This window comes from Vibrio parahaemolyticus (genome assembly GCF_900460535.1).
Lineage (GTDB): Bacteria > Pseudomonadota > Gammaproteobacteria > Enterobacterales > Vibrionaceae > Vibrio > Vibrio parahaemolyticus.
Window position 1 is genome coordinate 1,487,223 of the sequence record NZ_UHIL01000001.1, and the last position, 13,943, is coordinate 1,501,165.

The following is a 13,943-nucleotide window of genomic DNA, read 5'->3' on the forward strand; positions in this document are numbered from 1 at the left end:
TTTACATAGCAGGAGCAATGAGCATAATGGAACAAAATACGGACAACGTATTTAACTTCAGTGCAGGGCCAGCGGCTTTGCCAAAAGCTGTCATGCAGCAAGCACAACAGGAACTTATCGACTGGCAAGGTCTTGGTACTTCGGTAATGGAAATCAGTCACCGAAGTAAAGAGTTCATCAAAGTTGCACAAGAAGCAGAGCAAGATCTACGTGATTTGCTGAATATTCCAGACAACTACAAAGTACTGTTCTGCCAAGGTGGTGCTCGTGCTCAGTTTGCCGCTGTTCCGCTAAACTTACTTGGTGATGCAGAAACTGCAACCTACATCGATGGTGGCTACTGGGCTGAAAGTGCAGTCGAAGAGGCGAAGAAGTACTGCGAACCTGACGTATTTGATGCCAAAACAGAGATTGACGGTAAAGTAGCTGTTCTACCTGCAAGCGAATGGAAAATTGCCCCAGAAGCGGCTTATGTTCACTTTTGCCCAAATGAAACCATCGATGGCATCGAAATCAATGATCTTCCGATCACCGACAAACCAATTGTTGCTGATATGTCTTCGACAATTCTTTCTCGTGAAATCGACGTGTCGAAATACGGTGTGATTTACGCGGGCGCTCAGAAAAACATTGGCCCATCAGGTATTGCCATCGCGATCGTTCGTGACGATCTACTCGGCATGGCGAAACAAGTGCTACCAAGTATTCTTGATTACAAAGTTCTTGCTGAAAAAGAATCAATGTTTAACACGCCACCAACGTTTGCTTGGTACTTGTCTGGCCTTGTTTTCAAATGGCTTAAAGCACAAGGCGGCGTTAAGAGCATTGAAACAGTGAATCGCGAAAAAGCAAAACTGCTTTACGATTACATTGAACAGTCTGATTTCTACCGCAACGGCGTTCATCCATCGAACCGTTCATTAATGAACGTTCCTTTCCAATTAGCGAAGCCTGAACTTGACGCGACTTTCCTTGAGCTTGCAGATGCAAAAGGACTAAAGGCGCTAAAAGGTCACCGTGTGGTGGGCGGTATGCGCGCATCGATTTACAATGCAATGCCGCTAGAAGGTGTGCAAGCGTTGGTCGACTTCATGAAAGAGTTCGAGCAAAACTACGCATAGAGCACAAATTGAATGAGTTAAAAGCGTCGCAATTGCGGCGCTTTTGTTTATGTGCGTAACCAATTGAATGGAAGATTCTAAAGAACGAATTGCAGGATAGAGGATATGAACAAGCTGAATGTGGAAGTGCTTAAAAAACAATTCCCACTTTTAGAGCAACTGATCAACCTAGATGAAGTTTGTTGGTTTAATCCCAACGTGACCTCGCTTGAAGAAGGTTTGCCACACGTCGGATTGAACGCAGAAGATATTCATTGCGCGAGTGCAAGGCTCAAGCGCTTTGCTCCTTATCTTATGAAAGCTTTTCCTGAAACCAAAGCCGCTTCTGGTCTCATTGAGTCGCCTGTAGTGGACATTCCAAAGATGAAAGCAGCTTTGGAAACTCAGTACAACGTCCCAATATTCGGCCGCCTTATGCTCAAGCTTGATAGTCACCTACCAATATCCGGCTCGATAAAAGCCCGTGGTGGCATTTATGAAGTGTTAGTTCATGCTGAAAAACTGGCGATTGCCGCAGGGTTGTTAAGTGAGAGTGATGATTACAGCAAGCTGCTGAGTGGTGAGTTCCGACAGTTTTTCCAACAATACAGCATCGCGGTTGGTTCGACGGGAAACCTAGGCATGTCGATAGGTATGATGAGTGCCAAGCTTGGCTTTTCAGTATCGGTTCATATGTCAGCCGATGCGAGAGAGTGGAAGAAAAATAAACTTCGATCGCACGGTGTCAACGTGGTTGAGTACGAGCAAGATTATGGTGTTGCGGTTGAGCAAGGTCGAAAACAGGCAGAGAGCGATCCCAACTGCTTTTTTATCGATGATGAAAACTCACAAACCTTGTTCCTAGGTTACTCGGTTGCAGGTGAACGCTTAAAACAACAATTTGATGATTTAGGTATTGTGGTTGATGAACGTCATCCACTATTTGTGTATTTACCATGCGGTGTTGGTGGTGGGCCAGGTGGTGTTGCTTTTGGGCTAAAGGTGGCCTTTGGTGACCACGTGCATTGCATCTTCGCTGAGCCAACACATTCTCCTTGCATGTTGTTGGGAGTACATACTGGTTTGCATGATGAGATAGCGGTGCAAGATATCGGTATAGATAATCTCACCGCGGCAGATGGCTTGGCCGTTGGCCGTCCTTCTGGTTTTGTTGGGCGAGCCATGGAGCGGTTAATTGATGGTTACTACACCGTGACGGACGAATGTATGTATCAGCTTTTAGGTGAGCTGAGCGAACGAGAAGGCATCAATTTGGAGCCCTCTGCATTAGCCGGAATGATGGGCGCGGTGCATGTATCGAGTTCTCTACACTACCAGACTCGTTTACAGCTTACGGATGAACGTTTGAAAAATGCCACACACTTAGTTTGGGCGACCGGGGGAGGGATGGTGCCAGAAGCCGAAATGTCAGCTTACTTGGCGAAGTCTGGTCGTTAGAGCGTTCTTCAAATTTGTTGAGTTAGTCAATGAAAAAGCTCATCCGAAGATGAGCTTTTTTTAGTCTTACTTATAGAGATTGAAGCAACTGGTAATAACGACCGCGTTGAGCGAGTAGCGTTTGATGGTCGCCTTGCTCAATGATCTCGCCCTGTTCCATAAGGCAAATGTTGTCCATGTTCTCTAATTCGATGAGTCGGTGAGTGATGAACACAACCGTCTTGTTGGCAAAATACTCGTTGAAAAGCGCCATAATTTTTTGTTCGGTACGCTTGTCGAGGCCTTCGGTTGGCTCATCAAGAAGCAAGAGCGGTGCATCTCGTAGCAACGCTCGCGCAATACCAATACGACGTTTCTCGCCACCAGAAAGCTGACGACCGCCATCACCCAGCCAAGCATCAAGACCCGGCTCTTCAAGCAGAGCACCCAGTTCAACTTTCGTTAGGATATCCGCCAGTTGCTCATCAGTCGCATTTGGTGACGCCATTAACAAGTTGTCACGTAGTGTGCCGTTTAACACATCTACTCGTTGGCTCACTACGGTAATTGCTGAGCGCAGATCGGATTCACACCAATCTTTTAGTGAAGCGCCACCAATGCGAACCTCACCTTGGTTTACATCCCAGTAGCGACAAAGTAGTTGAATCAGAGTCGACTTGCCTGAACCCGTTTGACCAACAATTGCGGTTTTCGAGCCTAAAGGAAGTGAAAGCGAAAGGTTTTTTAGCACTTTCTGTTGTCCATCAGGGTATGCAAAATCAATGTTGATGAACTCGATATCCAGTGGCTTTTCTTCGCGTTTAGATTGCTCAGGGAAGACAACATCAGGCTCAGCAAGAATCACTTCGTTCAAGCGACGGGCAGAAGTCAGCGTTTGACCAAGGTATTGGAACGCACCCGTAATAGGCATCAAAATTTCAAAACTTGCCATTGTTGCAAAAGCGAATAGGGCGATCCAAGGATCAGGTGCCCGACCACCAACGCCATCAGCAGCAAACCAAAGCATGACAACTAAAGTCAGGCCGTTCACCAACATCAGAAGTCCTGACGCCATACCAGTCAGATTAGCGTTTACAAACTGGTTTGAAAGCAGTTGTTTTTGCTTTTCAAGAATCAGGTTACGGTAGCGTTCTTCTGCGCCAAAAATACTCAGCTCGCTATAGCCTTGTAGCCAATCGAGTGTCGCGACACGAAGCTGAGCTTTGTTATGCGTTAAGTGCTCACCATTGTTTTTGCCCAGTTTGTAAAAAAGCACTGGCCACACCAAAAGCATGATCGTAAGAATTGAGCCTAAAAGTAGCGCAAGATGCCAGTCAAAGAATGCCAAGACTGCGGTTAAACTCAGAATGCCAAAGATGCCAATAATGACTGGGCTGACAAGTCGCAGATAAACGTGATCCATTGCGTCCACATCGGCTACCAGACGGTTCAGCAGATCAGCATCGCGCATTGTTGACACTCGGCCTGGGATCAGCGGAGCAAGTTTCTTGAAGAAGAAGATGCGCAGGTCTGTTAGCAACTTAAATGTCGCATTGTGGCTTACAACGCGCTCACCCCAACGGCCAGCTGTTCGTGCCATTGCGGCACCGCGCACGCCAGCACCTGGCAGCATGTAGTTGAAGGTTTCACGCGCAACGGTTAAACCAGCCACTGCTGCTGCGGAGATAAACCAACCAGACAGAGTGAGCAAGCCAACAGATGCAGCAAGTGTTAGGAACGCCAATAGCATACCCAGTGACAAACCGAACCAATGTTTTTTATACAGTTTTAGATAAGGGAGTAAATCACGCATCTAGGTTCCCCTTGTCTGATTCGCGCTGCGCTAGGTTGGCAGCTAACATGTCTTTAAACAAACCTTCTTGTGAGGCTAGGGTAGCGTAGTCGCCACGTTGTACGATTTGACCATCTTGCATCACGAGAATTTGTGAAACGTTTTGCAAAGGTGCAAGTTGGTGAGTGATCATCAAGTTAGTGGTGGATTGGGTATACTTATTAATTCCTTCCATCACCAGTTTTTCACTGCGCGCATCTAAGCTTGCTGTTGGTTCGTCAAGCAACCAGAAACGGCCGTTTTGTAGCATTGCTCGCGCAAGTGCAAGACGTTGAGCTTGTCCTACAGATAAACCGCCTGAACGGTCAGAGATTGCGTAATTCAGGCCATGCATTTCAACAAACTCAGCCGCGTAAGAATCGTTGAGCACTGTATTCACTTGTGCGTCTGGAATATCGTGTTTACCAAGCGTGACGTTATCACGAATGCTGCCGTGCAATAACATTGGGTTTTGACCAATCCAGCTGACAGCTTCGCGCCAAGTCGATAGATCAAGTTGAGACAACTCGCAGCCGTTAATTTTCAAACTGCCCTTGTATGGCATAAAGCCAAGAATGGTATTAACCAAACTGGTTTTACCTGCGCCACTTGGGCCAACAAGCGCAGTGCTTTGATTGGCTTCCAATGAAAATGACAGAGGGCCAGCCAATTGTTTGCCTTCAGGGCTGAAAACAACCAAATCTTGAGCTTCGATTTGAATTGGCGTGTTCTGTTCAAGAGATTGAGTTCCATCTTTCACTTGATCTACCTCTAGTTCAAGAAACTCGACAATACTTTCGGCAGCGCCCACCGCTTGTTGCTTCGCGTGATAGAAAGTGCCGAGATCTCGAAGTGGTTGGTAAAACTCAGGAGCTAAAATCAGGATGAACAGGCCAGCAAACAAGGTGACGCCAGCACCGTAGTAACCAAAGTTCAATTCACCGATGTAACTGAAGCCGAAGTAAACCGCAGTAATAGCGATAGAAATAGAAGTGAAGAACTCCAGTACCGCAGAAGAAAGGAATGCGATTTTTAGTACATCCATCGTGCGGGTACGAAATACCTCTGATGCCCCTTTTAGGGTCTCAGTTTCTGACTTTGTACGGTCGAAAAGGCGAATAGTCGTCATCGCTTGCAATCGGTCGTAGAAGTGACCGGATAAGCGTTGCATTGCTTTGAAGTTTTTACGGTTCGCTTCCGCGGCTTTGATACCAACTAATGCCATAAAAATAGGCACCAGTGGGGCCGTCACAAGGAAGATTAAACCTGCCGCCCAGTTAACTGGGAATACCACAACCAAAATGATGAAAGGAACTAATACCGACAGCGACATTTGAGGTAAGTAGCGAGAGAAGAAGTCTTGCATGTTCTCAACTTGCTCTAGAATCAATGTCGCCCAACTGCCTGCTGGTTTGCCTTTAATGTAAGCAGGCCCCAGCTTGTGGACTTTGTCTAAAATGAGCTGTCGAATGTAAACTCGGATTTGTTCGCCACAGCGGTAGCCCGCAATTTCGCGGCCCCACGTACATGCAGCGCGGCCGATGACGGTTCCGACTAATCCGACAAAGTGCCAAATGAGCTCACTTTTATCGACTTGTTCGATGATTAATTGGTGAAGAATGGAGGCGAGCAGGGCTGCTTGAGCCAATAAAAACACGCTTGAAAGTACGCCTAGGCCTATCGCAATCATGAGCCAGCGCTTGGCTAACTTGCTCTGTTGCTTAAGCCACTTATTCAAGCTGCTTTGCTTTTTCTTATCCATCGTGAAGGCTTAATGATAATTGTTTTAATGAGGCGGTAGTATACAAAAGAAAACCCAGCGGGAATACCGCTGGGCTTTAAGGATATGACACAAATGTGAAAAGTTATTTGTCACTAAGTGCGTCTAGGAAGCGTTCCGCATCCAGGGCAGCCATACAGCCTGTACCTGCTGATGTGATTGCTTGACGATAGTTGTGATCCATTACGTCACCAGCTGCAAATACACCTTCAATGCTGGTTTGCGTTGCGTTGCCTTCTAGACCCGACTTCACAACGATGTAGCCATCTTTCATTTCTAGTTGGCCTTCAAAGATCTGGGTGTTTGGCTGGTGGCCGATCGCGATAAACGCGCCCATCACTTCAAGATCTTCAGTTGTGCCTGTGTTTACATCTTTAATGCGAACACCAGTTACACCCATATCGTCGCCCAGAACTTCATCTAGTGTGCGATCGGTGTGAAGAATGATGTTGCCATTTTCCACTTTGTCCATAAGACGATTAATGAGGATCTTCTCAGCACGGAATGAATCACGACGGTGGATCAGGTGAACTTCAGATGCGATGTTAGATAGGTACAGCGCTTCTTCAACCGCTGTGTTACCGCCGCCGACAACCGCTACTTTTTGGTTGCGGTAGAAGAAACCGTCACACGTAGCACATGCCGATACGCCGCGACCTTTGAACGCTTCTTCTGATTCCAGACCTAGGTATTTAGCTGATGCACCTGTTGAAATGATCAAAGCATCACAGGTGTACTCACCAGAATCACCTTTTAAACGGAATGGACGTTGAGACAGTTCAACTTCGTTGATGTGATCGAATACGATTTCTGTTTCGAAACGTTCCGCATGCTCTTTCATGCGTTCCATTAATGCTGGGCCTGTTAGGCCTTCTGCATCACCTGGCCAGTTTTCTACTTCTGTTGTAGTGGTTAGCTGACCACCTTGTTGCATTCCCGTCACAAGTACAGGGTTTAGATTCGCGCGCGCAGCGTATACTGCCGCGGTGTAACCTGCTGGACCAGAACCAAGAATTAATAGTTTACAGTGTTTTACGTCGCTCATTGTGGCTCCAAAGAGGGCTGAACATTTCTCTCGATTGTATGGAAATTCTTATAGCTTTAAAAGCATAAACGGCGATTGAGATCGAATAAATGGTTATAGATTAGAACTCACTATCGCGTGATAGAAATTGTCTCAATCCAGCATAAAATTCTATTTGCAGTAGAGAAATCTAGTTTCAAATGTTGCGTAAGCTTTAATCTAAAACATATACCTAATTTAGCTTTTGTTTGTGGGCTTTAATCTTGTTTTTTTATTTATGTTGAAGCTATCAACGTTAAAAGCTGGCAATTGCAGAATATTTGCGTAATCTATGTTGTAAATTAAATGTTAATTAAATGTACCTCATTAAAGGAGTCAATGATGTTACATTCGCGTGAGAACACTCTACATTTAACTCAGCTCAGCATGGCAGCAATTGAGCAACTTTCGCCTTCATTTGAAGCGTTACCTCATACTGAGCACGCTGATGGGCAATATCGATTACGACGCTACTCAGTCGTGAGTTTTGAAGATGGACAAGTGATAGATTTGAACAAGAACAGCTTTGTACAGTCTTCAGATATCAACCGATTTCAGGGTGATGTCATTCGTCAATTTGAACCTATCGAGAAAGACATTTTAGCAAGTGAAGGCTTTCGCGAAATGTGTGCGCTATTTGTGAGCGCAAACCACCTTCCAAATGGTCAAGAAATCGAAATTCACCAGATTCGAATCACTGCATTAGATAGCGAAACGCAGGTCGCGCCAGAAGGTGTGCACCAAGACGGTTTTGATCATATCGCGATGGTTGGTGTTGGTCGTCACAACATCATTGGTGGTGACATCATGCTATACAGTAGCCATAACCAAGCCCCATTTTTCCGCAAAGTATTAGAAAACGGGGAAGTGGCGATGTTGGCTGACAGCAAACTTTGGCACAACGCCTGTCCAATTCGTTCTGTGATTGATGACCAAGCAGGCCACATGGATGTCTTTGTATTAACCGCAACGGACAAACGTAATGAACTTCAATCTTAATCAAATCAGAGAACAGTTTCCCGCGCTGGCTCAGTATCATAATGACAAACCAGTTACGTTTTTTGATGGGCCTGGCGGCTCGCAAGTTCCTCAATCTGTGCTTGATTCAATGGTCGGTTACCTTGGGCGTTTTAATTCCAACTTGGGTGGGCATTACTTCTCTAGCCAAGCTACAGTCGATGTCATGCAGAGTGCGCGCGAGTCGGCACAAGCGCTATTGAATGCCCCTTCGTCTGGTAATATTGTCTTTGGCGCGAACATGACATCACTGACGTTCCAGTTAAGCCGTGCAATCAGTCGTGATTGGCAAGAAGGGGATGAGATCATTGTCTCAGCGCTTGACCATTACTCGAACGTTTCAAGCTGGCAACAAGCAGCAGAAGACAAAGGTGCTAAGGTTCACCAAGTTCGAATCAATGAAGCGGACTGCACTTTAGATCTTGAGCACTTACAAAGCCTACTTTCAGAAAAAACACGCTTGGTTGCCGTGACATATGCGTCAAACACCACGGGATCGATGGTCGATATTCAGCGCGTAGTTGACATGGCGCACGGTGTTGGTGCTCAAGTTTATGTCGATGCAGTGCATTATGCTCCTCACCACTTAGTCGATGTACAAGCGCTGGGCTGTGATTTCTTAGCGTGTTCTGCTTATAAGTTCTTTGGTCCGCATGTCGGTATCGCTTACGTGGCTGACCAATGGTTGCACAGCCTTCGTCCTTATAAAGTAGAACCGGCTACGAATATTGGTCCGGGTCGTTTTGAAACGGGTACACAAAGCTTCGAAGGCCTTGCTGGTGTTGCGGCCGCAGTGGAATATTTGGCTCAGTTTGGCGATAACGACTTACCACTTCGTCAGCGATTAGAACAAAGTTACGCGCTTTACAATCAACACGAACAGCGTTTAAGTGAGCGTTTTTTGCAACGACTCGACGCGCTAGAAGGTGTGAAACTGTATGGCATTGAGAGCGAAGATTGTCAGCAACGTACGCCGACGTTTGCCCTAACATTTGACAAGTATTCACCAGAGTTTATCGCTAAGACCTTAGGTGAGCACAATATCTGTGTTTGGAATGGCCACTTTTATGCACTTGGTTTGGTTCGTCAGCTTGGCATTGAAGAATCAGGTGGGGTCGTACGAATTGGTTGTATGCATTACAACACTATTGAAGAAGTGGATATGTTGTTTGATGTGCTAGAAAGCATCCTTGATGCTTAATCTCTCATCGCTCTGAACGAAGAAAAACAAAGGCTCGAGCCAGTGCTCGAGCTTTTTTTATCTAGGAAGTTTGTATAGTAAAGCAGACGTATCTATGCGCTTACTTCAACTTCGTAAGATGTAAATTTGCGGACGTTAATCACACCGGTATCAAAAATCAGATACTGACCTTTGATGCCTTGCAAAATACCAGTCACAACCGGGTTTTTGTCGAAGTTATGAGAGGTGATTTTCGTTGGGTGTTGCTGAACGGGGTAGCTAAGATCGGTAATGGTTTCGCTCAGCACCTCGATGGCATCTTCACCAAATTGCTGTTTGATTTCAGCAATCTTGTCTTGCACAAGAGGAAGCAGTTCAGCAAAACGATCTTGTAACTCAATCGGTTCACCATCGCCTTTAAGCAAAGTGCGCCAGTTTGTTTTGTCTGCAATATGCTTTGCCAGTTCCACTTCAATCAAGCCTGAAATATGACGCGTTTTGACTTTGAAAATTGGCAGACCCTGAGTTGCACCTTGATCAATCCAACGTGTTGGAATTTGAGTGTGGCGAGTGATGCCCACTTTCAAGCTTGATGTATTTGATAGATACACGAAGTGATCCACCATACAGTTTTCTTCTCCCCACTGCGGTTCGCGGCATGTGCCTTGATCGTAGTGGCAAGTCTCTGGCTTCATGATGCACATATCGCAGCTCGCAAGCTTCTTCATACACACGAAACAGTGGCCTTGAGAATAGCTCTTTTTGGTTTTCTTACCGCATGAGCAACAAAAAATATTGCCAGTATGCGTCAACGAGAGTGTTTTACCGAGAAACGGTGACAGATCGACTTCTTCATCACCCACAGGAAGACGATAGCTGACAGCACCATGGAGAGAAGCACGCATTTTGTTTAGCGTACCAGTAGCAATTAATGACATGACATTACTCGTTATTGTGTTTTGCGACAGTATATAACGAAGTGCGCTCAAGATGCAGGGTTGACAGGGCTAATAACTGGCAATGTTTCCACAATGAATGACCATTGTTTCTCGTCGCAAAGCATGATAGTGCCTCGCTTGAGTGGTTGTGAATTGCTTCGCAAATAACAAGTAAGTCATCAAATTAGACGATTTTAAACCGTGATAACGGTTCAAAACGCGTTACCATGTATCGGAAATAAGAACCCAAGCCAAAAGTAATTTTGTTTCTTGATAAATGACTTTATTTGAAGTTCGAAATATCATTGAGTACACTGTGTTGTATATAAGTTAAGCAGGTCACTTGCCTATGAAGTGGATACACAAATTAATCTTCGCTCTTTCGATTTGTACGATCAGTTTAGTTGCTCTGTACAGTGTGTTAGGTGACACGCGTAAGCTCGTCATCACACCTGAACAATTCAATATTTATGCGACAAAAGATGCGAGTGAAGGTGGGCTAAGCTCGGCCGATATCACCTATGATGCACAAAGCTTGGTACTCAATTGTGAGCTGAAAAAAAGCAGTTATGCTTGGCCGTATTGCGGTATCTCGGTTTATACCGATGTAGCGAAGCCAACGCATGGCATCGATCTTTCTAATTACCATACCATCCGATTAAAGCTTCATTATGAAGAGGCGGGCAATGGGCAAAACTCAAGCCATGACTTGCGTCTTTATCTGAGAAACTACAATCCGGAATACTCGAAACCGGATGATGAATACACTATCAAATACAATGGCATGCAGTTTTCTCCATCGAATTTTAGTGAAACCATCGAGATTCCGATTAAGAACTTACAGGTAATGACCTGGTGGCTTGCGGATAACAAGGTCGATATTGAACATTCTGCACCAGAGTTTTCGAACATTACGCGTATTGATATTGCCACTGGTTCGGGTGCTGCGCTTGGTCAGCACAAAATTGTGATTGATAAGATCGAATTTGAAGGTGCCTATCTTGCACAAGAAACGTTGTTGTTTGCTCTATTGTTTTCTTGGATGGCTTTAGGGCTGGCTTTCTCTCTGCATGAACTACGGAAAAACAGAGCGGCGTATGAAAAAGCGAAGCGTCGTCATCGTCATCTAGAAAAAGTGAATGGCACTTTGCGCGCGCAGAATTACGAATTTGCCGAGTTGGCGCACCGAGATGCGCTAACCGGAGCGATGAACCGTCATGCTGTACAAACTTGGTTAGAACAGCAAGCACGCCAAGTACGTTGGGGGCACTCGACGTTGAGCATCCTTTATATGGATTTAGACAACTTTAAGAAGATTAACGATAAGTTCGGGCATCAAATGGGGGACGACATTCTGCGTGAGTTCGTCATGGTCGTTGCCAGTTCTATTGCACCTGATGACCGTTTGGTTCGTTGGGGTGGTGAAGAGTTTGTGGTTTTCTGCCCAGATACCAATATCGAACAAGCCGTGAAAAAGGCCGAGATGATACGCAAGAATGTCGCAAACCACTTGTGGGTTCATGGAGAGGCACTTACTTGCAGTATTGGTGTGGCTCAAATGCAAAATGAGCGCGTAACCGAGACCATGGCAAGAGCCGATGAAGTATTGTATCTCGCTAAGCGTAATGGTCGAAACCGCGTTGAAGTGAATTACGGATTGTTGAGTTGCCAAAAGAATGAGGCATAAATAGATAGCATGACGTTCTAGCGATTCACACTTTTCGTTTAAACGCGCCGTTGTACTGAGCTTATGAAAGCAAAGTATGACGGCTTTTTTGTGTCTACAGTTTGTGTTGGCAGGCTATTGAGTTCGATTGTTCATTGAAGCTGGTATGAGAGTTTGTTCAGGCTTTAAGAGTAAAGGTTGATTGAGCACTAGGAATTCCCCCTTTAGAGGGAAGAATGCAAAGTGAATCCGCCAATACGAGGTAAGAAAGAATAAAAAAAGGTGGCCAACTGGCCACCAAGAGGGAAACTGCTGAACACCACTTTAGGGGAAGTTTGGGCTATCAATTCGATCACCGTGAACAGCAGTGTAGTGCTAATCGAGTCAGTGTTTCTTTACCAGAACAACCAAGCGAACAGTGTCAGTGCACCGATACAAGCAATGTTTAATACGAAGCCGATTCTCATCATTTCTTTTTGCTTGATGTGACCCGTACCGAACACAATTGCATTTGGTGGCGTTGCAACTGGCAACATGAAGGCACAAGATGCGGCTACCGCGATAAGCGCTGACAGAATCACTGGTGATAGACCAAGTGCTTCGGCAATGGTCGCGAACACTGGTACCAGTAGCGCAGCACTTGCTGTGTTACTTGCAAACTCAGTCAAGAAGACGACAAAGGCAACCACAGAAAGGATAGTGAGTAATACACCTGCTTGCTCAAGGAAGCCAGTTAGGCTGTGCGCTAGGAAAACGCTGGTGCCTGTCGCTTTTAGAACGTTACTCAAGCAGATACCGCCGCCGAACAGGATCAGAACACCCCAGTCTGTTGTCTTTTCAATGTCCTTCCATTCTACTGCTCGAGATGCGCCTAGCAGCAAGATGGCACCAATCGCGACCAAGGTGTCGAATTTTGCAAATCCGCCAAGCATGGTGTTGATCGGCTTGCTGAAAATCCACAAAGTGACGGTAAGTAAGAAGATTGCCAGTGTGACCATTTTGCCGTTTGTCCACTCAACAGGTTTGTGGTCAAGTTCAAACTTGTGGCTCAAATCTGGCTTGGTCATGGTGTACAGAACCAAAATCGCAATTGGCATCAAAATCAAAGAGATTGGCAGACCTAGCTTCATCCATTCCGTGAAGTTCAAACCTACTTCGGCAGCAGCAATCGCGTTTGGTGGGCTACCAACTAGCGTAGCGATACCGCCGATAGAGGCGCTGTAAGCAATACCGAGAAGAACGAACAAGAAAGTGTTGTGGTTTTTCTTCGCGTCCAGTTTCGTCATGACACCTAATACCAAAGGAAGCATCATTGCGGCTGTTGCTGTGTTGGAAATCCACATTGAAAGACCTGCGCTCACACCGAACAGCATAAATACCGCGACAGACATTCGACCACGAGCAATCAGCAACACTTTGTCAGCGAGTGCTTGGTCAAGTTTCTGCTTGTGCAACGCAGCGGCGAGAGCAAAGCCACCCAAGAACAAGAAGATGATTGAGTTCGAGAAGTTATTCAGTGCTGTTTGGGTGTTAAACACGCCCAAGAAGACGGCAAGCATCGGGATCAGCAAAGCAGTAATGCTGACGTGAATCGCTTCTGTTAACCAAAGAATCGCAACAAACACTAAGATGCTGATGCCGGTTACGACTTGTGGTTCAAAGGGTAGGGTATTAAACAAGATAATGAACAGCAGAATGTTGGCATTCAAAATCATGCTGTTGCGAGTGAAGAACCAATTCTTCAGTGTCACAGCGAGTGCGGTCATGGGTGTGCTCCTTTTGCATTGCCTTTTTGTCGGTTTTTTATGGCAAGGTAACTGACTTGTAGTTATTTATTGATTAAATGTTACTGCGAATGCGAAGGGCAATTTGGCCTGAATCGTAGGCGAAATAAGAAAATGTGAGGTTGAGATTTGGAAATGGGTAGAACT

General features: G+C 45.6%; 10 protein-coding genes. 5 read left to right on the forward strand and 5 right to left on the reverse strand.

Translation table 11 applies throughout. The features are described 5' to 3' along the window. Positions 1-26 precede the first annotated feature (26 nt). Positions 27-1,121 (forward strand): 3-phosphoserine/phosphohydroxythreonine transaminase, encoded by a 1,095-nt coding sequence (serC, locus tag DYB02_RS07500; protein WP_029805557.1) that lies wholly within the window; start codon positions 27-29, stop codon positions 1,119-1,121. A gap of 105 nt (positions 1,122-1,226) precedes the next feature. Next, the gene (dsdA, locus tag DYB02_RS07505; protein WP_029805559.1) at positions 1,227-2,558 is read left to right on the forward strand and encodes a D-serine ammonia-lyase; all 1,332 of its coding nucleotides are present in this window, start codon (positions 1,227-1,229) and stop codon (positions 2,556-2,558) included. Between the two features lie 70 nt (positions 2,559-2,628). Here dsdA and cydC read toward each other — a convergent pair whose 3' ends face one another. The 3 genes from cydC to trxB all read right to left on the reverse strand — a co-directional run bounded on the left by cydC (position 2,629) and on the right by trxB (position 7,193). Continuing rightward, positions 2,629-4,350, reverse strand: a complete 1,722-nt coding sequence (cydC, locus tag DYB02_RS07510; RefSeq protein ID WP_029805561.1) for a heme ABC transporter ATP-binding protein/permease CydC — start codon at positions 4,348-4,350, stop codon at positions 2,629-2,631. Next, entirely contained in the window at positions 4,343-6,130 is a 1,788-nt protein-coding gene (cydD, locus tag DYB02_RS07515) for a heme ABC transporter permease/ATP-binding protein CydD (RefSeq protein WP_005488660.1), read from the reverse strand. Before cydD ends, cydC begins: the two co-directional genes overlap by 8 nt. Before the next feature lie 103 nt (positions 6,131-6,233). Beyond that, the gene (trxB, locus tag DYB02_RS07520; protein ID WP_005495561.1) at positions 6,234-7,193 is read right to left on the reverse strand and encodes a thioredoxin-disulfide reductase; all 960 of its coding nucleotides are present in this window, start codon (positions 7,191-7,193) and stop codon (positions 6,234-6,236) included. Positions 7,194-7,553: 360 nt separating this feature from the next. Between trxB and DYB02_RS07525 the strand changes: the two genes are divergently transcribed. Both DYB02_RS07525 and DYB02_RS07530 read left to right on the forward strand, forming a co-directional pair. Then, positions 7,554-8,210 carry a 2OG-Fe dioxygenase family protein gene (locus tag DYB02_RS07525; RefSeq protein ID WP_015296577.1) on the forward strand — a complete coding sequence of 219 codons (657 nt, stop codon included), beginning with the start codon at positions 7,554-7,556 and terminating at the stop codon, positions 8,208-8,210. Then, positions 8,194-9,429 (forward strand): cysteine desulfurase-like protein, encoded by a 1,236-nt coding sequence (locus DYB02_RS07530; protein ID WP_029806721.1) that lies wholly within the window; start codon positions 8,194-8,196, stop codon positions 9,427-9,429. Before DYB02_RS07525 ends, DYB02_RS07530 begins: the two co-directional genes overlap by 17 nt. A gap of 92 nt (positions 9,430-9,521) precedes the next feature. Here the strand turns inward: DYB02_RS07530 and DYB02_RS07535 are convergent, their stop codons facing one another. Then, positions 9,522-10,346 carry a DUF2797 domain-containing protein gene (locus DYB02_RS07535; RefSeq protein ID WP_029806800.1) on the reverse strand — a complete coding sequence of 275 codons (825 nt, stop codon included), beginning with the start codon at positions 10,344-10,346 and terminating at the stop codon, positions 9,522-9,524. A gap of 349 nt (positions 10,347-10,695) precedes the next feature. Here DYB02_RS07535 and DYB02_RS07540 point away from each other — a divergent pair, with 349 nt between their 5' ends. Then, positions 10,696-12,033, forward strand: coding sequence for a diguanylate cyclase (locus tag DYB02_RS07540; RefSeq protein WP_029806802.1), 1,338 nt, complete (start codon positions 10,696-10,698; stop codon positions 12,031-12,033). Between the two features lie 374 nt (positions 12,034-12,407). Here DYB02_RS07540 and DYB02_RS07545 read toward each other — a convergent pair whose 3' ends face one another. Beyond that, positions 12,408-13,778, reverse strand: a complete 1,371-nt coding sequence (locus DYB02_RS07545; protein ID WP_005495550.1) for an SLC13 family permease — start codon at positions 13,776-13,778, stop codon at positions 12,408-12,410. Positions 13,779-13,943 lie beyond the last annotated feature (165 nt).